Raw genomic sequence first — 22,632 nt, forward strand, 5'->3', positions numbered from 1 at the left:
TGCCTGCGCCGTGCGCGAGACTGCGGCCGCGCGTAACTTCCCGATGCTGGCCCTGCTGGCACTGATGCTGGCCCTTGCCGCGCTGGCATTCGCGCCCGCACCAGCCTGGGCCCAGGCACTGCCCGGCGTCATCAGCAAGCCCGCCCCGGGCGGCGGCCAGATCTGGTCGCTGCCGGTGCAGACGCTGGTGCTGCTGACCTCGCTGTCGTTCCTGCCGGCGGCAATGCTGATGATGACCGGCTTCACCCGCATCATCATCGTGCTGGGCCTGCTGCGCAACGCGCTGGGCACGGCCACCTCGCCGCCCAACCAGGTGCTGGTGGGCCTGTCGCTGTTCCTGACCTTCTTCGTGATGGCACCGGTGTTCGACCACGTCTACAACGACGCCTACAAGCCGCTGTCGGAAAACAAGATCAGCCTGGAAGCCGCGGCGGCAAAGGCCGTCGAGCCGCTCAAGGGCTTCATGCTGCGCCAGACCCGCGAGAAGGACCTGGCCATGTTTGCCCAGATGGCCAAGGCGCCGGAGATGCAGGGCCCGGAGGAAGTGCCGCTCAGCATCCTGGTGCCGGCCTTCGTCACCAGTGAACTGAAGACCGCGTTCCAGATCGGCTTCACCATCTTCATCCCGTTCCTGATCATCGACCTGGTCGTGGCCAGCGTGCTGATGGCGATGGGGATGATGATGGTGCCGCCGGCCACCATCTCGCTGCCGTTCAAGCTGATGCTGTTCGTGCTGGTCGACGGCTGGCAGCTGCTGCTGGGTTCGCTGGCGCAGAGCTTCATGAACTGAGGCGGCCAGCCAGCGTCCGCCACACACCGCAGAGTCCGAGCCATGACACCTGAGACCGTAATGACCATCGCCACCCAGGCGATGAAGATGACCCTGCTGCTGGCTGCCCCGCTGCTGCTGGTGGCGCTGGCCGCCGGCCTGCTGGTCAGCCTGTTCCAGGCCGCGACCCAGATCAACGAGATGACGCTGAGCTTTATCCCCAAGCTGATCGCGCTGTTCGCCACCATGGTGCTGGCAGGTCCGTGGATGATCAATTCGATGGTCGACTACATGCGCGAGGTGTTCCAGAGCATTCCCGCGATGGCGCACTGACGGCGGCCGCGCTCGCCTTCGTCGCCTTCGTCGCATTCGTCGCCCCCCCGCCCTCCCTGCCCGCCGACTCCCCGCAGTGATCGAATTCACCTCAGCCCAGCTCTACAGCTGGCTCGCGGCGTTCCTGTGGCCCTTTTTCCGCATCCTGGCCCTGATCGGCACCGCGCCGCTGTTCGGTGAATCCACCATCCCGCGCCGCGTCAAGATCGCCCTGTCCGCCGTGATTGCGATGGTGGTATCGCCCACCATCGCGCAGCTGCCGGTGGTATCGGTGTATTCCTTCGGCGGGCTGATGATCATCCTCAACGAGGTCGGCATCGGCCTGGCCACCGGCTTCGCCATGCGCCTGGTCTTTGCCACCGTGCAGCAGGCCGGCGAAATCATCGGCCTGCAGATGGGCCTGTCCTTCGCGTCCTTCTTCGACCGCGCCGCCGGCGGCCAGACCATGGTGCTGTCGCGCTTCCTGAACCTGATCTCGGTGCTGCTGTTCCTGGCGCTGGACGGCCACCTGCTGATGCTGGGCACGCTGGTCGACAGCTTCAACGGCCTGCCCATCGGCGGCACGCCACTGTCCGCCGGCGGCGCCATGGCCGTGGCCCGCGCCGGCGGCATGGTGTTCTCGTCCGGCCTGCTGCTGGCGCTGCCGATGATCGCGGCACTGCTGACGCTGAACCTGGCGATGGGCATCCTGAACCGCGCCTCGCCGCAACTGTCGATCTTCGCGGTCGGCTTCCCGGTCACGCTGTCCGGCGGGCTGCTGGTGCTGATGCTGGTGATGCCGCAGATGGGCAACTACATGCAGCATATGATCGAGGCGGGGCTGGAGGCGGTGGGAACGGTGCTGGGACAGTTCGCGCGGTAGATTCGCGAATCTATCTTAGATCTCGAATATTCCTTGACATGGCGCATGGAAGGGCTAGTATTACGCCACGTACTTCGATATCTAAGATTTCTGAGGTACCGCAACCACCGTTCAGGAGCCCTTCATGTACGACATTTTCGCCACGGACAAGCTGATCGACCTCTGGCTGACCGAAGACATCGGCATCTGCGACTTGACCGTCCAGACCATGATTGAACCGGGAGAGACCGGCACCTTCTGCATGAACGCCCGCGAGCCGATGCTCATCGCCGGTATCGATGTGGCGGCACGCATCTTCGCGCGCTACGATCCGACGCTGTCTGTCGATGTGCGCGTCGCCGACGGCAACAAGGTGGAAAAAGGCGCGGTGCTGCTTAACGTTAGCGGCAATGCACGCAGCGTCCTGACAGCCGAGCGCACCGCGCTGAACATCATGCAGCGGCTGTGCGGCATCGCCAACCATACGGCAACGTATGCGCAGGCCATTGCCCACACCAAGGCGCGCCTGATCGACAGCCGCAAGACCACGCCGGGCCTGCGCGCGCTGGAAAAGCACGCGGTGACCTGCGGCGGCGGACTGAACCACCGGCTGAGCCTGGACAACGGCGTGATGATCAAGGACAACCACATCGCCGTGTGCGGCAGCATCGCTGCCGCCGTGGCACGCGTGCGCCGCAAGCTGCCCGTGCTGACCAAGCTGGAAGTGGAATGCGACCGGCTGGAACAGGTGCACGAGGCACTGGCAGCCGGTGTCGACGTGATCATGCTGGACAACATGTCGGTGCCCGACATGAAGGAAGCCGTGCAGATCGTCAATGGCCGGACCAAGGTCGAGGCCTCAGGCGGCATCCGCCTGGAAACGATCCGGGCCGTGGCGGAAACGGGCGTGGACTACATCTCCACGAGCAAGATCACCCAGTCCGCCCCTGCCGTCGATATCGGGCTCGACGAGGCCTGACACCCGCGGGGTTCAGGTCCCCAAACGATTCACGCCTTCTACCCAAGGCATTCGCCCTTGCCGGTCTCGCCCGGCGGGGGTCTTTTCATTGGCGGATCGCCTACAGGTCCGAGAGCAGCCGCCCCACCTCCTGGGTAGAGGGAACCCGCCGGCCATGCTCTGCCGACGCGACTTCGTCGGCGACCAGCCGCTTCGCGATCGTGATCAGCACACGGCGCGTGGTCAGCACATCTTCTTCGCTCAGCCCTTCCACGCTGAGTTCATTCACCTCGGTGGCCAGCGGTTCCAGCTTGCGGCGCAGCGCGCGTCCGGTCTTGCTCAGGAACACATGCACCTTCTTCTTGTTGCCGGGAAGATGCGTGCGTTCCACGTAGCCCAGCGCCTCCAGCGCCTTGACTGCCGCGAACGTCGTCGGCTCGGTCACGCCGGCCTGTTCGCTCAGCTCCCGCTGCGACAGGCCGTCATGGCGCCACAGGATACGCAGGATGGTCCAGTGGCCGTATGAAACCGAATGCTCCGCCAGGCGCAGCTGCAGCGCCCGGATATAGGCTCGGGCAGCATCCTTCACCAGGTGGGCAAGCCGTTCTTCATCGGCTTCATCCGCAGGCGTGATCGGGACCGGAGCATCCGGCTTTTTGGTGGCCATAGTCATGAGGGAAAGTGAAACGTATGCATGCGGCATCGGACGAGCCGGTGCCGGCGACAGCGCACATGATAGCGCCTCTGGCACTCGCACGCGGACACCGCGCCTGATGGCCAACGCAGCTCCATGTAGCGTTCACTCCATCAGTGCACGATGCGCCCGACCCGTGCATGGGGCACCGTCACCGCGCATTCCGCTTCCCCGTGTTTTCCCCTACAAACCCGCGAATCCCGCGTACACACTGGATTTGCGGGCGCTGGCCCACGGCTTGCATTACCTTAGACATCGAACTTGTCTTGACACCACTTGGACCGGTGCTAGCATAGCCACATAACTTCGACATCTAAGGTAATTTCCATGAAGGCGACCGGCACGTTCTTTTTTGTTGTGGGGCCCAGTGGTGCTGGCAAGGACTCCCTGATCGACGGTGCACGTGCCGCGCTCGATGACGACTACGTTTTTGCGCGGCGCGTCATTACGCGTCCTGGCGGGTCTGCCGGCGAAGATCACGAGGGTGTCTCCGAGACCGAGTTCGCGCGGCGCCAACAAGGCGGAGAGTTCCTGGTGACCTGGGACGCGCACGACCTGCGCTACGGATTGCCCAGGTCCCTGATGCGCGAACTCGAATGCGGGCGCAACGTCGTCGCTAACGGCTCGCGCGCCGTCATCGCGGAACTTGCGGCTCGCTTGCCCGGTTTCGTGGTGGTCCTGGTGACGGCGCCGCATGACGTGCTTGCCCGGCGCATTGCCGCGCGCGGGCGGGAATCGGGCGACCAGGTTGCCAGCCGCGTGGCGCGAGCGGGGGCTCCGGTGCCGCCACACGTGCCGTGTATCACGGTATCGAACGACAGCACGCTGGAAGCGGGCACGGCACGCTTTGTCGAAGCCTTGTGCAACGGCGCCAAGGCATCCGCCACCGAACGGCCAGCCAGCCGCACCAACCTGATGGCCAAGCTGCGCGGCGAGCCGCTCGACGAAGCTGCCTACGTTGCCGTGCTGCAGGACGCCATCGCCGGACGGTACACCGAGGCAGAACTGACCGAGTTCCTGGTTGCCGCCACCCGCGCGCTGACTGACGAGGAAGTGGTGGCCCTGGCGCGCGCGCGTACCGCCTTCACGCCCCGCATCGACTGGGACGAACCGGTTGTCGTCGACAAACATTCGATGGGTGGCGTTCCCGGCAGCCGCATCACGCTGATCGTGGTCCCGATTGTCGCAGCCTACGGACTGGCGATGCCCAAGACATCGTCGCGCGCGATCACTTCCGCCGCCGGCACCGCCGATGCCATGGAGACCATCGCACGGGTCGACCTGGCGCATGAGGACGTGCGCCGCTGCGTGGCCCAGGCGCGCGCCTGCATTGCGTGGAACGGACGGCTGAACCATTCCGTGATCGACGATGTGATGAACGCCATCACGCGGCCGTTGCGGCTGGATTCGCGGCGCTGGTCGGTGGCTTCGATCCTGTCGAAGAAATACACCGCCGGCGCTACCCACGTCATTGTCGACCTGCCCTATGGGCCCCAAACCAAGCTGGCAACACGCGCCGACGCCGAGGCGCTGGGCGCGCTGTTCGAACACGTCGGCAAGGGCCTGGGCCTGCACGTACGCGCGCTGGTCACGGACGGCAGCCGCCCGATCGGCCGTGGCATCGGCCCCGCACTGGAAGTGCGCGACGTCCGCCTCGTGCTCGACAACGCGCCCGATGCGCCCGCCGACCTGCGCGAAAAGGCCCTGCGCTTTGCTGGCGAAATCATCGCATTCGATTCCCGCGTGGGCTCGCCCGAGCACGGCATGCAAATTGCGACGGCGCTGCTGAATGAAGGCAAAGCCAGGGCCGCGTTCGATCGCATCGCCGCCGCGCAGGGCATGCGCCCCGATCCAGTGGCGCCTGGCACGCATACGCAGGTCGTGCCTGCCGCAACGCAGGGCCGGGTGACGGGCGTCGATGGCCTGCAGATTTCCGGCGTGGCGCGCGCCGCCGGGGCACCGCGCGATGCCAGTGCAGGCGTCGACATGCTGTGCGCGATCGGTGCAAAGGTGGCGCCAGGGCAACCCCTCTACCGCATCCACGCCGGCTCCGCCGAAGCGCTTGAGGCGGCTGCGGCACTGGTGCGCGCCGGCGGCGAGTGCTGCCAGGCCGTGCGTATAGACCCCGATTGACCGGTTTCTCCGCTTCCTTCACCCTAACCGACGAGGCACACCCATGAGACCCCTATCCGTCGTCAGCAGTCTGGCATCGCTCCTGTTTGTCGCAGGCAGCCTGGGCACCCTGCCCGGGCGCGCCGAGGCCAATATCGCCAGTACCTTCCCGCAAAAGCCGATCCGCGTGGTAGTGACGTTCCCGGCCGGAGGGGGGACCGATTCTCTTGCGCGCCTGATCGGGAATGACCTCAGCAAGTCGCTGGGGCAGCCGGTAGTCGTCGACAACCGGCCCGGCGCCAGCGGCAATATTGGTGCCGAGTTCGTCGCCAAGAGCCCTGCCGACGGCTATACGCTGCTCATCGTCAACAGCAGCTTTGCCATCAACCCGAGCGTCTTCAGGAAGCTGCAGTTCAATCCCAAGTCCGATTTCAGCGCCGTCATCACCTTCGCTTCGGTGCCGTCGGTGATTGCCGTGCCATCGCAATCGAAGATCCGCACCTTCAGCGACCTGCTGGCGGCGGGCAAGAGCGCCTCGCCCCCCAGCTATGCGTCGTGCGGCAACGGTACCCCGCAGCATCTGGCCGGCGAATTGCTGAAGGTCTCGGCAAAGATGGAGATGCTGCATGTGCCGTACAAGGGTTGCGCCCCCGCCATCGCCGACGTGCTTGGCAACCAGGCAGATGTCAGCGTCAACACGCTGACCAACACCATCCCCTACCTGAAAAGCAACAAGCTGCGCGCGCTGGCCGTCACCTCGAAGGCGCGCTCGCCGTTCCTGCCCGACGTGCCCACGGTGAGCGAGCTTGGCGTGGCCGGCTATGACGTCGACCAGTGGTTCGGCATCCTCGCCCCGGCGCACACGCCGCCCGAGATCGTGCAAAAGCTGAACGCGGAAATCGCCAGGGCCATCGCCAAGCCCGAGATCAAGGCATCGCTGACCCAACTCGGCTTTGCCACGACCACGAGCACCCCCGCCGAATTCCAGAAGCTGGTGACCGCCGACATCGATCGCTGGCAGAAATTCGCGACGAAGATCAACCTGCTCGTCGACTGACCACCTGGGGCACCGGCCAGGCGACAGCAGGCGGATCCCCCGACTTCCCGCATGACATCGTTGCCACACGGGCGCAAGCCAGCCCCCGTGAGAGCGCGTTCGTCCCTGCGGGATGGCCGCGACAATCCGGTGGCCCCTCGCTTATGCCAGCTGGCCATCAGGCCGGATCAGAAACCGACCGTCGCCGACATCATCAACGTGCGCGGCTCGCCAATGGCCAGGCCGCCATAGTTGTCCACCGCCGCCCAATAGCGGCGGTCGAATACATTGCGCAGGTAGAGGCGAAGGGTGGTGTCTTTCCCCGCCATCGTGGTCTTGTTGCGCTGTTCGCTGTCGATCGCATAGACCGTGCCGAACAACTGCCCGCTGGGCTTGGTCATGCGGAACACCGCCAGCGTGGCCATGACCTTGCCGGCATCGAGCTTCACGCCCACCTCTTGCTGCTTCGTCTTGTACGGCGCGAGCACCTCGCCCGCGTTCGATGCGGTGGCCGGCGTGATGTCGCCCTTGCTCAGGCCTTCCACGTAGTTGGCATACAGGGACACATGCTGCCAGGGCTTGTACACGATGCCGGCCAGGGGCGTCACGGCACTCTCATCATACTAAGCCGTCTTCGCGCCGCTGCTGCTGTAGTTGCCGGACTTCACCTGCTGATAGCGCAGGCCCAGCGTCAGCTGCAGGCGTTCGTCGAAGGCGCTCAGCGTGTCGGCCAGCGCCGCGCCGGACAGCATGGAACGTCTTGTGAAAAAAACAAGTGGAACGTTCCGTAATACAAATGATAATATTTCTCATTCGTAACATTATTTACATGAAGGCTTAACTATGAGCGAAACCGTGCTCGCAATCACCAAGGGCGTGCGCATCTTGCCGCACCTGACTGGCGCACTTGGCGTGGCCGTCGCCGCCGCGCCCGCGACGGCCCAGACGGCCTCCCAGACGCCACCGGGCACGGTTGAACTCCCCACTGTCACGGTCTCGGGCGCGAGCGAGTTCAAGGTCGACCACTCATCGTCGATCAAGAACCCGGAGGCGCTGCTCGATACGCCGCGCTCGATTACGGTCATTCCCCAGGAAGTGATTCAGAGCACGGGCTCGACCACCTTTACCGATGTCTTGCGCACGGTGCCTGGCATCGCTTTCGGCGCTGGCGAAGGTGGCAATCCGGTCGGCGACCGGCCGTTCATCCGCGGCTACGACGCCCAGGCGAGCACGTTCCTTGACGGCTTTCGCGACATCGGCTCGCAAAGCCGCGAAGTCTTCAATATCGAATCCGTCGAGGTGACCAAGGGCCCCGCCGGGGCCTACGATGGCCGGGGTTCGGCGGGTGGCAGCATCAATATCACCAGCAAGTCGGCGAAGCTCGGCAACTTTGCCGAAGGCAATGTGGGCGTGGGCAACGCCGACTACAAGCGGGCCACGGTCGACGGCAACTGGCAGTTCGCCGAGCACGCGGCCTTCCGCCTGAATGCGATGTACCACGACTCCGACGTCGCGGGCCGCGACGCGACCCACCAGAACCGCTGGGGTGTGGCACCCACGGTCACGTTCGGCCTTGGCACGCCCACGCGCCTGACGATGTCGTACTACCATATGCAGACGGACGACATTCCCGATGTCGGCACTCCGTACAACAACCCGAACTTCAATGCCCGCACCGACGGCCGGGCGAGGACGCGTACCGCGGGTGACGGCTCGCCGGTGAATGTGCCGCGCAACACGTACTACGGCCTGCTCGACCGCGACTTCCGCAAGGATGTGGCGGACATGGGCACCATCCGCTTCGAGCACGATTTCAGCGACGCACTCAGGTTCCGCAACCAGACGCGCATGTCGCGCACGTCGCAGGACTTCATCTACACCCAGCCGGACGACAGCCAGGGCAACCTCTACTACGACATGATCTGGCGGCGCGCCAATACGCGCATCAGCACCGCCAGGACGCTGTCGAACCAGACCGACCTCTCGGGCGAGTTCGTGACTGGCCCGGTCAGGCACAAGTACGCCACCGGCATCGAGTTCTCGCGCGAGACCAGCAACAACGACACCTACACCGTCGCCACCGGCAGCAATCGCTGCCCGGCGGGCCCCGGCGCGGCAGGCGGCTACAACTGCACGACCCTCTACAATCCAAACCCCGGTGATCCGTGGGCGGGCTCCATCGCGCGCACCAACAACCCGAGCTACTCGCAGACGAACACCACTTCCGCCTATGTGTTCGACTCCATGGAACTGGGCAAGCAATGGATGGTGAACGCCGGCCTGCGCTTCGACCGTTACGCCACGGAGTTCCTGTCGACGCGAGCCGCCGGCACCAACGTCCGCACCAGTTACTCGCGCGACGACAATCTCTTCAACTACCAGTTCGGCGTGGTCTACAAGCCTGCCGATAACGCAAGCGTCTATGTGTCCTATGGCACGTCGTCGACGCCCGCAGGCGCCTTCCTGGCGCAAGGCAGCGACAGCAACCCGTTGACCACCGGCTCGCAGCTCGCCCCGGAGAAGAACCGGGCATTCGAACTGGGTACTAAGTGGGATGTGCTGCGCAAGCGCCTGGCGCTGACGGCCGCGATCTTCCGCATTGAAACCACCAACGCACGCATTACGCTGCAGGACGGCACCGCCGCCATGGCTGGCAACAAGCGCGTCGACGGTTTCGAGCTCGGCTTCTCGGGCAACGTGACCGATGACTGGGCGGTGTTCGGCGGCTACACGCACCTGAAGAGCGAGCTGCGCAACGCCGGCGGCGCGGGCGCGGCGTTCGGCCTGAGCAACGGCACCTCGTTCCCGAACACGCCGCAGGACAGCTTCAGCCTGTGGTCCACCTATCGCCTGTTCCCGAACTTCACGGTCGGCGGCGGCGCCTACTATGTATCGAAGGTCTGGGGCAGCGAAGTCAACAACAAGTGGGTCCCGGCCTACTGGCGCTTCGACGCAATGGCCTCGTACAAGATCAACAAGGCCCTCACGCTGCAGCTGAACGTGCAAAACCTGTTCAACAAGACGTATTACAGCCAGGCTTACCCCACGCACTACGCGACCATGGCCCCGGGTCGCTGGGCCATGCTCAACCTGAACGTCCGCTACTGACGGATCGCGGCGGCCCGCACGGGCCGCCCGCCGTGTGATCCCCCAGAGCGAAGGCCTGCCGCCTTCGCCCTTCTTCCGCAATACAAGTCCCTCCTGTTTGCCCTTTGCGGAGCACCTCCTCTGGCTCCGCGTCTTCCCATGGACCTGCTTCCCTTCCCTATCGTCTCCCAGGGTGAACTCGATCACCTTGGCCCCGTCGGCCTGCGCGACAAGCTTGCCGGGCCGCCCCAGGCCGCGCTGGCCTGGCTCGGCGCCGCGGCCGCCGGCGGCACGCTGGCGGCACAGGCGCTGCTCGGCCAGTGGTTTCTCGAAGGGCGTGGCGTCGCCCGGGACGAGGCGCGGGCCTTTGCATGGTTCAAGCATGCCGCGCATGCCGGCCACGCGGGCGCGGCCAACCTGGCCGGGCGCTGCTACGAGAACGGCTGGGGCACCGCTGCCGACGAGACCGCCGCGGCCCACTGGTACACGGTGGCGGCAGAACGGGGATCGGACTGGGGCATGTACAACCTGGCCACGTCGCTGGCGCTCGGCCGGGGCCTGGCGACTGACCTCCCTGCGGCCTTTGCCTGGTTCCGCAAGGCGGCGGACCTGGGACACGCCAAATCGCTCAATATCGTGGGTGGCTTCTACGAGGACGGCTGGGAAGTCTCGGCCGATGCCCGCATCGCGGCCGACTATTACCGCCGCGCCGCCGAAGCCGGCGATTTCCGCGGGCAGTTCAACTACGCCCGCGTGCTGGCGCTTGCCGGAGAGCATGCGGGCGCGGCGGCCTGGATCGCGCGCGCACCCGGCACCGCAACCTCCGCCTTCATCGAGAAGATGCTCGAATACCTGCGCCTGGCACCGCAGCCTGAACTGCGGCGCCTGCACGGCGTCGCGCAAACCGCAGCCATGAACTGCCGGAACGCCATGCCTTGCGCGCGGCAAACCGTCTGAGCGCCACGCGATTGTCCGCGGCGACCGCGACAGCATTGCGCGAACACCTTGTCCCGTGGCCCGCACGCTGATGGACCTCTCACCCCTTCACGCACACCTCCTGCCGCAACGTGTGCACAATCTCCACCAGGTCCGCCTGCGCCGCCATCACCGCGTCGATATCCTTGTAGGCCATCGGGATCTCGTCAATCACCGCCGCTCAGGTGCGCTCTCCCCGCCCTCTACGCCGAAATACTTCGAGTGGGGGGATGTCGCCTGAGCTTCCGTTGGCTCGAGGTGGCCTGCCCTCTCAATTCAGCCGGAAGGTAATCGCACCGAGCGGGCCGTAGTCGGCATGGAAGTCATCGCCCGCCGCCCCATGGACAGGGCGGGTGAAGGACCCAGCCAGCACCACTTCTCCGGCCTCGAGCGCTTCGCCCCAGGGAGCGAGCCTGTTAGCGAGCCACGCAACACCGTTGGCAGGATGATTCAACACGGCGGCTGCAATCCCGGATTCCTCGATCACGCCGTTCTTGTATAGCAGCGCGCCGATCCAGCGCAGGTCCACCGCATCCGCTTTCACCGGGCGCCCGCCCATCACGATGCCGGCGTTTGCGGCGTTATCGGCGATGGTATCGATCACGCTGCGCATGGCCTTCGTGTGCCGGTCGAATTGCTCGATGCGGGCGTCAATGATCTCGATGGCCGGCACGACATACTCGGTGGCAGCAAGAACATCGCAGAGCGTCACGGCCGGCCCTTGCAACCGGCGTCCGAGAATGAAGGCAAGCTCGACTTCAATGCGCGGCGCAATGAAGCGCGAAACAGGGATGTCGGTGCCGTTGTCGAAGAACATATCATCGAGCAGCGTGCCGTAGTCCGGCTCTGTGATCTGGCTGGCCTGCTGCATGGCACGCGAGGTCAAACCAATCTTATGGCCACGCACGACGCGCCCTTCGTTCAGCTTCGTCCTGATCCAGGCCCTGGACACAGCGTAGCCATCCTCGATGGTCATCTCCGGGAAGCGCTTCGAGAATTGCTCGATCTGCCGTCGGTCCTTCTCGGCCGCGTGCAATTCGTCGGCCAGTTCTTGAATGAATTCGGGTGAAAACATGTCGAGGTATCTTCCGGGATCAGGCTAGCGCAGCGTTGCCGTCACAGACAGCGGCATACGCGAGGAATTGCCGCTGTCTGCGACGGCACGCTCGTAGGCAAGCCTGGCGACCGATAGATCTGATATCCCCATGCCCACTGCCTTGAACAGGCTGATGTCACAATCGTCCGGTCGCAGTGAGTCACCGGCAACAATGCGTTCCAGGGGAACGACGCGCTCCCACGAGCCATTTGTCGCGTCCACCCCAAAGTAGTCGGAGAACTCTCGCGATGCCTTCTGGACATTGGCCAGGTTGTCGACGGCGATAAAGCCGGCCCGTTCAAATACGTCCTGATGGAACTCGGCGTTGCCCGGGAGAATTGCTCCCACGGCGTTCAGGTGCGCGCCTCGCGAGAGTAGCTTGCCGGAAAGAAAAGGAGTCTGCGCACGCGTCACCAGCGTCACGATGTCAGCGCCATCCACAGCGGAATCCAACGTCGATGCAACGTTGACCTCCGCGGCGTACTGGGATCGGACTTGCCCGGCAAAAGCCAGCCGTTTCTCCGGTGTCGGGCTCCAGACGCGAATCCGCGTAAGTGGCCGCACCGCGTTGATTGCGGCCACTTGCATCAACGCCTGCCGTCCCGTTCCGATGATTGCGAGATCGCCTGCAGCCAGGTTGGCCATCCACTTGGTTCCGAGGCCTGTGATCGCGGAGGTCCTCAGTTGGCCAAGGACATTCGCTTCCATCATGGCCAGCATCCGGCCTTCCGTTGCATCGAATAGCACGAACACCGCTTTGGCGCCGCGCTTTGTATGAATCCAGTTCTTGAAGCCGCAGTACCCGGCCACTGGGAGGGCCGACCCGAGCGAGTGCATCGAGGACCCGTCACCAAAGCTGCCAAGCGCCTTGGGCACATTGAAGCCGGATCCGGAAGCAAGGTCTAGCAGACCCGCTTCGAGCGCATAGATAGCGTCCTTCAGTGAAACGTGTGCGGCGACATCCTGTTCCGTCAGCCACATTGCGGAGTTTGTCATGTTCAGATCCGATCGACGATTAAGCACCCGCTTGACGCGGACCCACATAGCCTGTCTGCCCCGATTCGGAGCCAAGCGTGAGAATGGGCCCATCCATGCGCTCCTGCCAGATGAGAGATTCCATGCCGATATGCAATGGATGATCCTGGACCGTTAGCACCCTGGCACCATCTGGCCCGATGAAATGGGCATGCTCCGACCACGCCGGCGCGGAAAGCAGAAGGTCTCCGGCCTGCCATTCAATCGTTTTTCCGTCGACGATGCTCTTGCCACTGCCCTCGAAGTGATAGTTCATCGCTACGGAACTATGGCGATGGCCTCGGTCAGCGGGGCGAGGGGGGGAGCCGGCGGGCGCGGACGAGATGGTCGCGAAGAAACTATGGGTCGTGCCATTGCGACGCCCGGTGGCCGGGTTATAGAGCAGCATGATTCCGCGACGGTCGTCCCCCGGGCTCTGCGAAACGTACTCCGAGACGTCTTTCCACGGCCAATGGAGGCCTTTGCTATCAACTACCTGGATATCGGTCAGGAACTCATAGCCGCGCAACCGCGCACCGGCCTCGCCGATCTGGACATCGGGTGCGTTCTGACGTGTGTAACGTCGATCCGCAACTCGCGGCACCAGCACGGCCTTCATCGCCTCCGATGCACTCTCGAGGTAATGGACGCCCAGTTTTTCAAGTAATGGCGCGTTCGAGTAGGTCAGGCGGATCCACAGTTCATCGCCATCGTTGCAATGGGAATAGAACTGCATCGACGGGATCGTGCAAACATCCCAACGCTCCATGTGCGAGACTTCTTGTCCGGCTCGGACGATCCCGCGTCCGCTGATACAGAACTCAATCTGATTCGAATTGCGGCGAATCGGCACAGTCGATTCACCAGGCTTCAGTACGTTGATCGTGACGTCCACACCAGGGGAGAAGCCAAGCCCCGGCGCCTGCGATTGCGGATGCACGATCGACGCTGCGCGCCGCCCGTCATCAGGCCTGGATTCATCGGCCAGCCGTTCGACCTCCCGCGCAATCGCTTCGCGTGGCACCCGCAGCGGCTCCCATACCCTGGGCGCGTTCGACTTAGTGCCGCTGACGTTGATAAGGCGGCATGCCAGATCACTCATCTCAATCTCCTGTCATTCGATTGATCGAGAATAGAATTGGCACCATCATTATTCCACTGAACAATATGAAGCATGAATATTCACTAAAGTAATTATGGTAGCCGCGATTATCCTGACGGTCGGCGGTGCAGTTACGGGCTCTGTTTCCCTATCGGCCGCGATCCGTCGCCGCAACAATCCAACGATTCAGCGATTAATCTCGGACGAGGAAGACGCATGCCGCAGCAGGCCGAGTGCAAGCCCCTGAGCACCGCCCAGGACTCAAGCACCCGAGTCTCAGGTCATCCTTTCACTAGAGATCGATGACAAGCCTCGGCGACTTGGCACGCGAGCAACACGGCAGGAACTTGTCGTTGGCTGCCTGCTCATCCGGCAAAAGGTATAGGTCCCTGTGATCGACCAGACCGTCGATCACGCCTGTCAGGCAGGTGCCGCACACCCCCTGGCGGCACGATGTTGGAATTTCCACACCGATCGCGGCGAGCGCGTCGACGCATGTCTGCTCTGCCTCGACACGAATGACGCGGCCGCTTTGACGCAACTCGAGTTCAAAGCCGCTGTCGCCGGTTGAGCTGCTTTGCTGGCCCGCGAAATATTCGAAGTGAATCTGTGCGTCGCTCCACCCTATGGCGCGCGCGGAGGCGCACACAGTATCGAGAAAGCCGTTAGGCCCACACACGTAAAGGTGGGTCTGCGCCCCGGGGTGTGCGAGCGTCGCGGCAAAGTCCAGCTTCTGCTCGGCGGCACCATCATCGAAGTGGAAGCGAACCTTGGACGCAAACGCACTGCCGAGCAGGCGACGCATGAACGCTGTTCGAGCCTGCGAACGAGTGCAATAGTGGAACTCGAAGTCGGCACCGATCGCCGCCAATCGATCTGCCATGGCAATGATTGGGGTGACGCCGATCCCGCCAGCGAACAGCAGGCTGCGAGCCGCGCCTTCGTTGAGCCGAAAGTGATTCTTTGGCTGGCCGATTCTGAGTACATCCCCCTCATTGACCAGCTCGTGCATCGTTCTTGATCCGCCGCGCGATGCCGCGTCGTGAAGCACACCTATATGGTATGCATTGACGGCCTGTGGCGGTCCGCACAGCGAATACTGCCGCACAAGACCACCGGGCAGGTGGACGTCGATGTGGGCGCCGGCATCAAACGGAGGGAGAGTTCCCCCGGTAGGCACGAGGCAAAAGCCGGCAATGCCTTCAGCTTCGACTGTCTTTCGTGCAACGCGAACCTCGATCAACGACTCGGTGTCCATCTTCTGCGGTCTTCCGTTGTACTTGAGTGAGCCTGTGGCTGTGAGGCCAAGCGATGCGCATGCGGTTGGCGCTAAGCGCTACACCTCTCAGCCCCTGGGCGGAGCAAATCAACCTGAAAGCGTGCGCCGTACCGCGTCAAGCGGGATGCTGACTTCGCCGCAAGCCTTTGTCTCTTCGTCAATCAGCTTTGAAAGAAGCCGTCGCGCACGCACCGCCGCGGCGTCCGTCGGCAACAATACGGGCCGCAGCGCGAGTGGATCCGTTTCCTCGCCCATCATCCTTGCTGTTGCCTCAATGATTGGCTTATCCTGCTCACTGAATCCCACTCGCTGCCATTCCCGGATCTTCTCGTCGATCAAGGGATCGCCGACCGCGTAGTTCCTGGAGTGGGCAAACAGGTAGTGAGACGATCTTTCGGTTTCAGGGGTGACGATGTGAACACCGAAACTGCGCTGTCCCTCTTCCCTTGGCCTGCCCGGCAAGGTAATGCCAACGTCATTGGTAACAACTGACGGAACGCGCCAGGTGGAATCGAGCCAATAGTCGACGACGTCGATCTCCGCCGGCACACGAGAGCGAAGCGCGGGGGGAACGCTGCTATTGGGGATGGACAGGCGATTCGTGACATCGTTGCCATTCTGCTCCACGGCGACTTTCGCATCGTCGAAGTTATTAGACATCAGGCGATCTCCGTGAACGAACTGTGCATGGCTAAGGTCGATGAGGTTGTCCACGCCGAGCATGTAGTTCGCCTGCATGCCCATATATCCTCGAACATGCCCGAGGTCGTCGCGTAGCAGATGCGAAAGATCGGGGATCTTGTCTTCGTCCGCTGCGTCGGGATCACCCGGCCATAGCCATACGAGTCCCCAACGCTCCGCGATCCTATACTTGGGAACACGGGCATTCATGGGAATCCGGCCTCCGCCGTGCGGATTGTGGACGCATGTGCCACTCTTGTCGAACCGTAGGCCGTGATACGGGCACTCGAGCGTATCGTCGACAATTTTCCCCATTGCCAGCGGTGCGAATCGATGCGGACAGCGACCGCCGATAGCAGCCAACCGGCCAGCACCGTCACGAAAGAACACAATCGCGTCGTTCAAGATCCTGCGCCCGAATGGTGTGCTCTCGACTTCGTCGGACCATGCCACCGCATACCAGGTGTTTCTCAGCCAAGACATTGGGTTCCTCCAATCAGGTGGTGATGCGGATGTCGTTCTGGCGAATAAAAGCTTGCCAGCGGGCAAATTCCCGCCCATAGAAGGCTGGGAAGTCCTCGGCGCCGATGCCGGGCACTTCAAGTCCGGTCGGCAGAAAATGCTCTCTGATCCTGCTTGAGTTCAGGATTGCTCTCAGCGAAATCCGCATCTGCGCCACTGCGGCCGTTGGAACGTTGCGAGGCATGAATAGCGCGTACCAGTTCGAGAAATCGAAGCCGGGAAATCCGGACCGGTCCATGGTCGGTAGCGCCGGGAACGCCGGCGAACGCGCCTTGGAAGTTATCGCCAGAATGCGCAGTCGGTTATCCTTCTCATAGCCCACGTAGCCACTTGGTGCATCAAAGACGAGCGGTATGTCGCCCTTGACCAGATCGGCCTGGATGCGCGGCACGTCGCGATATGGCACCTGCGTCATCTGCACGGATGCGGCGTTCTTGAACATCTCTGCCGCGATGTGTGCTACAGAGCCGCTGCCATATGATCCATACGGAATGGGGTCCTTCTGCTTCCGCGCCCATTGGACGAACTCCTGCACTGTCCTTGCTGGAACCACGGAGGGATTAACAATGAGCGCGCTGGGGGCAAGTGCGCACAAGGATATCGGTGTGAAATCGCGTTGGACATCGTAAGGCAAGTTCGGGTAAAGGTGCGGCGCCACAGCCATGATGCCCATCGAAGCGAGGAACATCGTGTTTGGATCGCCGGCGGACCTGGCGGTCGCAGTGGCCGCGATCTGTCCTGCGGCTCCACCCCGATTCTCGACGATGAACGATCGCTTCTGCGCGCTCGCCAGACCCTGGGCGATCATCCTGCCCAGGTCGTCCATCTGGCCGCCAGGACCGACCGGAACGACGATTCTGGCATCGTCGCTCTTTTGACCAAACACGTGTGATGACGCAAGAATTCCCGCGGCCGCGATGAGCCGGCGACGTGTGATATTCATCTTTATCTCCATTCGGATTCCCTCTGGATCCTGGATGTGGCTATGAAGGATGTCTCTATAGCCGTGAACGCTGCCGTGTCAGCGCGTTGATCACGTCATGGCACGTGTCATGGCAGCATCTGTGCGCTGGTCTTCTTTCCGATCTTCCAGGCGCCATCGGCGAGGACCAGTTCATCGGTGCACCGCCTGAGCGATACAAGCCGCATCTCTTCTTCGCCCGCGACTCCCACATAGGCCGACATGTAAAAGCGAATCGTGGCGCTGCATTCTGAGAGGTGTGCCACTCGAAGGTTGGTCACCACATGGCAGGTGGTACGGTTCAGGGGGCGCTGTTCGAGCGCCGAAAGCACTTCTCCAGGCCCCCGCAACAGTTCTTCGCCGCGCGTCCAGGTACCCTGCTCCGCCATCAAGGCAGCGGCGTCGGCGTGCTGGCGCATGTCGAGGAAGTAGAAAAAATCAATTACCGTGGCAACGCACGGACTAGCCTGTGGCGTATGGATCTGCGGCATCGCAATCAAAAGGGATATCTAGGAAATTAAGCTTTGGATGGTCCTGTCCGTGGTCCTGGGACAGGATTCCGGCTACAACGGCGCAACACATCAGGCCGCACGAGGCTGCGTTGCCTCGTCGCTCGGCAGCGAGCGCTCAGGCACAACCAGGTTGACCAGAGAACCGACACCGGGAATTTCAACCTCGAAGCGGTCACCCTCGGTCATAAACAGCGGCGGCACCCGCGTGGCGCCGACGCCGGCGGGCGTGCCCGTTGCAATGACGTCGCCGGGTCTCAGAGAAGTAAATTCGCTGATGTAAGCGATCAGCCGTGCAATGGGATAGATGAGATCCCCAATGTGCCCTTGCTGCACGGAATTGCCGTTCAATCGGCCCAGCACCTGCAACGACGCTGGGTCGGGCACAGCGTCCGCCGTGGTGATCCACGGCCCGATGGCGCCGCTGCCGTCGAAGTTCTTGCCCGGCGTCACCTGCGCATTGTGTCGTTGGAAATCCCGCACCGAGTGCTCGCCCATGCACGTATAGCCGGCAATGTGCTTGTCCGCATCCTCCATGCGGATGCGTCGCCCCCCGACGCCGATGACCACCGCAAGTTCGGCCTCGAAGTCGAATCGCGACGACGCCAGCGGGAGGACGATGGTGTCCCCGGGCCCCACCAGCGATTCATGGGTGCGAAGGAACACTGAGGGAAACTGCGGCGCTTCACGCGCGGTCTCCGCAACGTGCCCCGCGTAATTGAGTCCGATGCAGAAGATGCGCACGCCCTGCTCCACGGGCTTGAGCAGCACCAGATCCGACACGGCGATGCGTGCCGTCACGGCATGCATCGCCCTGGCGATGGACTCGCCCCCCTCGGCAAGCGCTTCCGGCATCGTCGCCCATGCGCCCGCCATAGGCGCGACGAGGCCGTCTTCCAGGACGCCCCAGGAGTTGGTGCCGTTGTGTCTATAGCGGACAAGCTTCATGGATGATCCCTCTTTGCCGATGCCTCGGCCGACTCGCCACACCGCTCGATGAGGCAAGGCGTCCGGACCTGAGTGAGTTGACTATAGGACTGGCTCACCCATCAATCCACTGAAGAATGTTGATCTCCAATATTCACTGAATTAATATGGAAAACGTTCCGTGACAGGATGCAAGTGATGGATCTTCGTAAAGTCGACCTGAATCTCCTGGGAGTGTTCGAGTGCATCTACCGGGTGCGCAATCTCACCCAGGTGGCCCATGAAATCAGCTTGACCCAGCCCGCGGTCAGCCATGCGCTCGGCAGGCTACGCGCGACCATGAACGATCCATTGTTCATCCGCACTGCATCGGGTCTTGAGCCAACACTGAGAAGCGACGAACTGATCGGGCCGATCAGGGCGGCGCTGGGGATCATCGAGGAGTGCCTCGCCTCGTCGTCCACGTTCGATCCCCTTAAGACCCGGCGGGAGTTTCGCCTCTTGCTGTCCGATGTTGGGGAGCTGATCTTCATACCCAAATTGCTTCAGTTCTTCCGAGAGCACGCACCCAACGCCACCATCACGGCACTGCAGGCATCGCGAACGAACTACGAAGCTATGCTGCGCGCGCGCGAGGCTGACATCACGGTTGGGCATTTGCCCATGCTGGAGAAGTTACTGAGAAACGCCCGCCTGTTCGAAGATCGCTGGGTAGTGCTAAGGGGAGCACGTTTCTATCCGGGCAATCCTCCCCTCACCGCAGACGACTTCGAACGGTTTCCCCACGTCGTGGTCAACCCTCCTGGAAGCGGCGCCGAGAAGGTGTTGCAGGCCGAGGTGACGCGAAGGAGCGTCGCACCTTCTGTTGTATTGACGCTGCCGCACTTTTTCGCGTTGCCCAACGTCATCCTGAACTCGGATCTCATTGCCACCGTTCCGAGTTCGGTGGCATCGAGCATACATAGCGCAGAGGACATTCAGGTTCACGAGCTGCCCTTTCCCTCACCCAAACTCGACGTGCGAATCTTCTGGCACTCACGCCAGGACGGCGACGCAGGTCATCAGTGGCTCAGAGACGTATTTGGTAAATTGTTCGGGCGGGCTCGGTAACGTGGCCGCATGAGCCGTTGAACAGATCGGCCCATAGCGCCCGGTTTCGTGCATCCCGGGCAAAGGCAACGGCCGCACTAGCCGGTCCTGACGGAGCTCTGGCGGGCACCACGCTCGCGGCCGCCTGACCTGTGCCCTTCCCGGGGCGCTCAACGCGCTCGACGACGGGGGGGTACCTTTTCAACGGCCATCGCCTGCAAATACGCAACGCACATCGTAGCAAGCTGAGTGCGGAGCACCCGCAACAGGGGCGGCGGTGCGCCCCGCTCGAATACCGCACGCGTCATGCCAGCCATCGCAGCGCCCAAGGCGAACGTGATGGAAGGCAGGTCATCGAACTCGGCATCCACCGCACTGGCTAACAGCTTGGCCATGGCGTCTTGCAAGCGCTGTGTGACGCCGCCCACCAGGTCGGCGGTGTCCAACTCGCCTGCGATCAGGTAGAGGGCGTGCGACAAGTCCGCGTGGGCTGTCTTGGCATCGACGTAGGCGGTGACCAGGCCGCTTGCCATCGTGGCGGCCGGGGTCTCCCGGTACTTCAGACATGCGGCCTCCACCGCACTGGCCACGGCTTCGAGGTGCTTGCTCAGAACGGCATAGAGCAAGGCCTGCTTGTGGGGGAAATACTGATACATCGTGCCCACTGATACACCTGCTCGCTCGGCCACCCGCGTGGTGGTCAGCCGGCTGGCGCCTTCAGACAGCAAAACCTGAATGGTCGCTTCAAAAATAGCCTGGACGGTGGCTTCCGATCGGGCTTGCCTCGGCGTCTTTCTTGGCTTCAGGCCCTCTGGGTGCAGTGCTTCCATATGCGAATGCAAAAGCTGAAGGAATATTCATAAACTCTAGTGCATCCGCAGAGCAGTTTCTACTTAAACAAACCAGGGAATTCATCATGCAAGCATCAGCCGACCGCATTGCGCTGGTCACCGGCGCCAATAAGGGCATCGGTTTCGAAATCGCTCGCCAGTTGGGCAAGTCGGGGGCCAGCATCCTGCTGGGGGCGCGCGACACGGCCCGTGGCGAAGCAGCCGCTGCCAGCCTCAAGTCGGAGGGCATCGACGCGCATTTCGTCCAAATCGATCTCGCCGAGCCGTCCACCATCGAGGCTGCCGCTGCGGCTATCGGAGCCAGGTACGGCCGGCTCGACGTACTGGTCAACAATGCCGGCATCGCCGACCAAGCCGACGGCTGGCCCAGCAAGACGAGCATCAGCGCCGTGCGCCACATCTTCGACACCAATTTTTTCGGCGCGCTGGCTGTTACTCAGGCGATGTTGCCGCTGCTGCGCAAATCAACTGCCTCACGGATTGTCAATGTGTCGAGCGGGCTTGGCTCGCTCACACACAACAGTGATCCGACGTGGGAGTTCGCACAGGTCAAGCTACTCGGCTACAACGCCTCGAAGGCTGCGCTCAACATGCTAACGGTGCAGCTCGCCGCCGAGCTGAGGGATATGGGAATCAAGGTGAACTCCGCCGATCCGGGCTTTACGGCTACTGACCTGAACGGCCACAGTGGCCACCAGACTGTTGCTCAGGGAGCGGCAGCAGCAATCCAGCTTGCCCTACTCGCCGATGACGGCCCGTCTGGTGGCTTCTTCAGCGCAAGTCAATCTGAACCCTGGTGAGTCGTTCCGACTATTGTCCCGTTCACGCGCCCTGTTCTGGCAAAGGCCGGCGACGCATTCGAGGCAGATCATGATTAGCTGGGCGTTCTGAATTTCCGACTTGTTTAAGGAACTAAGGCCATGGACATTCCACGTAACACGTTTAAAGCCGCGATCAAGGAGGGCCGTGTTCAGATTGGTCTGTGGGTCGGTTTGGCGGACCCGTACGCGGCCGAGGCGTTGGCCGCGACAGGCTATGACTGGCTGCTGATTGATGGCGAGCACGCTCCGAATGACGTTCGGCGGATCCTCGCCCAATTGCAGGCGGTGGCACCATACCCGGTACATCCGGTAGTTCGTCCCGTCATTGGCGACGTCCCGCTGATTAAGCAGATACTTGACGTTGGAGCCCAAACGCTGCTTGTGCCTGTGGTAGAGACCGCCGAGCACGCCGCCGAGATGGTAGCGGCAACCCGGTATCCGCCCCGCGGTATCCGTGGTGTGGGAAGCGCGCTGGCTAGGTCGTCGCGATGGAACCAAGTCGACAACTACCTTCACAAAGCCGACGCGGAGATGTGTGTATTGGTGCAAGTCGAGACAACGAAGGGCTTGTCGAATCTCGATGCCATTGCGGCGACAGAAGGTGTCGACGGTGTGTTCTTCGGTCCAGCCGACCTTTCTGCGTCAATGGGGCACCTTGGCAATCCCGCCCATCCGGATGTGCAGCGCGCCATCCTCGACGGTATCGAAACGGTACGCCGCACCGGCAAGGCGCCGGGCATTCTCACGGCGGACAACGCCCTGGCGCTGCGCTACATCGAGGCCGGCGCTTTGTTCGTTGCAGTGGGCGTCGACACCACGCTATTGGTAAGAGCCGCAAAATACCTTGCTGCAACGTTCAAGGGGAATGCGGGTGCCGGTGCGGGTGCCAAGGGATCCGTCTATTAAAATCCTGGCGGTAAGAAGTGATCGTAAGGAACGAACCCAGCCTTCTCAAGCGCGCGCACGCAAACGCCG

21 protein-coding genes and 2 pseudogenes are annotated in these 22,632 nt (G+C 62.8%); 11 read left to right on the forward strand and 12 right to left on the reverse strand.

The annotated features are described in order from the left end of the window. Positions 1-43 precede the first annotated feature (43 nt). From fliP to nadC, 4 genes are all read left to right on the forward strand, one after another. Entirely contained in the window at positions 44-790 is a 747-nt protein-coding gene (gene fliP / locus DN412_RS22310) for a flagellar type III secretion system pore protein FliP (protein ID WP_425267437.1), read from the forward strand. Between the two features lie 42 nt (positions 791-832). Further along, entirely contained in the window at positions 833-1,102 is a 270-nt protein-coding gene (gene fliQ, locus DN412_RS22315) for a flagellar biosynthesis protein FliQ (RefSeq protein ID WP_078199399.1), read from the forward strand. A gap of 76 nt (positions 1,103-1,178) precedes the next feature. Continuing rightward, a complete protein-coding gene (fliR, locus tag DN412_RS22320) occupies positions 1,179-1,964 on the forward strand; it encodes a flagellar biosynthetic protein FliR (protein WP_115213575.1) in 786 nt (261 codons plus the stop codon). A gap of 124 nt (positions 1,965-2,088) precedes the next feature. Next, the gene (gene nadC, locus DN412_RS22325; protein WP_035816292.1) at positions 2,089-2,922 is read left to right on the forward strand and encodes a carboxylating nicotinate-nucleotide diphosphorylase; all 834 of its coding nucleotides are present in this window, start codon (positions 2,089-2,091) and stop codon (positions 2,920-2,922) included. Between the two features lie 100 nt (positions 2,923-3,022). On the opposite strand, the gene DN412_RS22330 is transcribed toward nadC, so the two are convergent. Then, a complete protein-coding gene (locus DN412_RS22330) occupies positions 3,023-3,568 on the reverse strand; it encodes a MarR family winged helix-turn-helix transcriptional regulator (protein WP_078199396.1) in 546 nt (181 codons plus the stop codon). A gap of 354 nt (positions 3,569-3,922) precedes the next feature. Between DN412_RS22330 and phnN the strand changes: the two genes are divergently transcribed. Both phnN and DN412_RS22340 read left to right on the forward strand, forming a co-directional pair. Further along, positions 3,923-5,728, forward strand: coding sequence for a phosphonate metabolism protein/1,5-bisphosphokinase (PRPP-forming) PhnN (gene phnN / locus DN412_RS22335; protein ID WP_115213576.1), 1,806 nt, complete (start codon positions 3,923-3,925; stop codon positions 5,726-5,728). A 43-nt stretch (positions 5,729-5,771) separates the two neighbouring features. Then, the gene (locus DN412_RS22340) at positions 5,772-6,764 is read left to right on the forward strand and encodes a tripartite tricarboxylate transporter substrate binding protein (protein ID WP_115213577.1); all 993 of its coding nucleotides are present in this window, start codon (positions 5,772-5,774) and stop codon (positions 6,762-6,764) included. A 167-nt stretch (positions 6,765-6,931) separates the two neighbouring features. On the opposite strand, the pseudogene DN412_RS22345 reads toward DN412_RS22340, so the two are convergent. Continuing rightward, positions 6,932-7,507, reverse strand: a pseudogene (locus DN412_RS22345) (TonB-dependent receptor domain-containing protein); the annotation flags it as partial. Positions 7,508-7,607: 100 nt separating this feature from the next. Between DN412_RS22345 and DN412_RS22350 the strand changes: the two are divergent. Both DN412_RS22350 and DN412_RS22355 read left to right on the forward strand, forming a co-directional pair. Continuing rightward, positions 7,608-9,851: a TonB-dependent receptor gene (locus tag DN412_RS22350; protein ID WP_244222743.1), complete on the forward strand. Its 2,244-nt coding sequence runs from the start codon at positions 7,608-7,610 to the stop codon at positions 9,849-9,851. A 138-nt stretch (positions 9,852-9,989) separates the two neighbouring features. Then, positions 9,990-10,787, forward strand: coding sequence for a tetratricopeptide repeat protein (locus tag DN412_RS22355; RefSeq protein WP_115213579.1), 798 nt, complete (start codon positions 9,990-9,992; stop codon positions 10,785-10,787). A gap of 79 nt (positions 10,788-10,866) precedes the next feature. Here DN412_RS22355 and DN412_RS22360 read toward each other — a convergent pair. From DN412_RS22360 to DN412_RS22400, 9 genes and pseudogenes are all read right to left on the reverse strand, one after another. Continuing rightward, a pseudogene (locus tag DN412_RS22360) lies at positions 10,867-10,986 on the reverse strand (RtcB family protein); the annotation flags it as partial. Positions 10,987-11,076: 90 nt separating this feature from the next. After that, positions 11,077-11,880: a 2-oxo-hept-4-ene-1,7-dioate hydratase gene (gene hpaH, locus DN412_RS22365; RefSeq protein WP_115213580.1), complete on the reverse strand. Its 804-nt coding sequence runs from the start codon at positions 11,878-11,880 to the stop codon at positions 11,077-11,079. Positions 11,881-11,904: 24 nt separating this feature from the next. Continuing rightward, a complete protein-coding gene (locus DN412_RS22370; protein ID WP_115213581.1) occupies positions 11,905-12,897 on the reverse strand; it encodes an ornithine cyclodeaminase family protein in 993 nt (330 codons plus the stop codon). 19 nt (positions 12,898-12,916) lie between these two features. Continuing rightward, positions 12,917-14,017, reverse strand: coding sequence for a cupin domain-containing protein (locus DN412_RS22375; RefSeq protein WP_115213582.1), 1,101 nt, complete (start codon positions 14,015-14,017; stop codon positions 12,917-12,919). Between the two features lie 292 nt (positions 14,018-14,309). After that, positions 14,310-15,275 (reverse strand): PDR/VanB family oxidoreductase, encoded by a 966-nt coding sequence (locus tag DN412_RS22380; RefSeq protein WP_115213583.1) that lies wholly within the window; start codon positions 15,273-15,275, stop codon positions 14,310-14,312. 108 nt (positions 15,276-15,383) lie between these two features. Continuing rightward, positions 15,384-16,460 (reverse strand): aromatic ring-hydroxylating oxygenase subunit alpha, encoded by a 1,077-nt coding sequence (locus DN412_RS22385; protein ID WP_161564028.1) that lies wholly within the window; start codon positions 16,458-16,460, stop codon positions 15,384-15,386. Positions 16,461-16,473: 13 nt separating this feature from the next. Beyond that, positions 16,474-17,442, reverse strand: coding sequence for a Bug family tripartite tricarboxylate transporter substrate binding protein (locus DN412_RS22390; RefSeq protein WP_161564029.1), 969 nt, complete (start codon positions 17,440-17,442; stop codon positions 16,474-16,476). A 107-nt stretch (positions 17,443-17,549) separates the two neighbouring features. Further along, a complete protein-coding gene (locus DN412_RS22395) occupies positions 17,550-17,951 on the reverse strand; it encodes a nuclear transport factor 2 family protein (RefSeq protein ID WP_115213586.1) in 402 nt (133 codons plus the stop codon). Positions 17,952-18,041: 90 nt separating this feature from the next. Further along, the gene (locus DN412_RS22400; protein ID WP_115213587.1) at positions 18,042-18,917 is read right to left on the reverse strand and encodes a fumarylacetoacetate hydrolase family protein; all 876 of its coding nucleotides are present in this window, start codon (positions 18,915-18,917) and stop codon (positions 18,042-18,044) included. Between the two features lie 177 nt (positions 18,918-19,094). Between DN412_RS22400 and DN412_RS22405 the strand changes: the two genes are divergently transcribed. Beyond that, positions 19,095-20,006: a LysR family transcriptional regulator gene (locus tag DN412_RS22405; RefSeq protein ID WP_161564030.1), complete on the forward strand. Its 912-nt coding sequence runs from the start codon at positions 19,095-19,097 to the stop codon at positions 20,004-20,006. Positions 20,007-20,155: 149 nt separating this feature from the next. On the opposite strand, the gene DN412_RS22410 is transcribed toward DN412_RS22405, so the two are convergent. After that, positions 20,156-20,815 carry a TetR/AcrR family transcriptional regulator gene (locus DN412_RS22410; protein WP_115213589.1) on the reverse strand — a complete coding sequence of 220 codons (660 nt, stop codon included), beginning with the start codon at positions 20,813-20,815 and terminating at the stop codon, positions 20,156-20,158. 86 nt (positions 20,816-20,901) lie between these two features. Between DN412_RS22410 and DN412_RS22415 the strand changes: the two genes are divergently transcribed. Both DN412_RS22415 and hpaI read left to right on the forward strand, forming a co-directional pair. Further along, positions 20,902-21,636 (forward strand): SDR family oxidoreductase, encoded by a 735-nt coding sequence (locus tag DN412_RS22415; protein ID WP_115213590.1) that lies wholly within the window; start codon positions 20,902-20,904, stop codon positions 21,634-21,636. Between the two features lie 120 nt (positions 21,637-21,756). After that, complete coding sequence (gene hpaI, locus DN412_RS22420; RefSeq protein ID WP_115213591.1) at positions 21,757-22,563, forward strand: 4-hydroxy-2-oxoheptanedioate aldolase; 807 nt, start codon at positions 21,757-21,759, stop codon at positions 22,561-22,563. The last annotated feature ends 69 nt before the right edge of the window (positions 22,564-22,632 follow it).

The sequence above is a fragment of the Cupriavidus lacunae genome (assembly GCF_003353055.1).
GTDB classification, from domain to species: Bacteria; Pseudomonadota; Gammaproteobacteria; order Burkholderiales; family Burkholderiaceae; genus Cupriavidus; species Cupriavidus lacunae.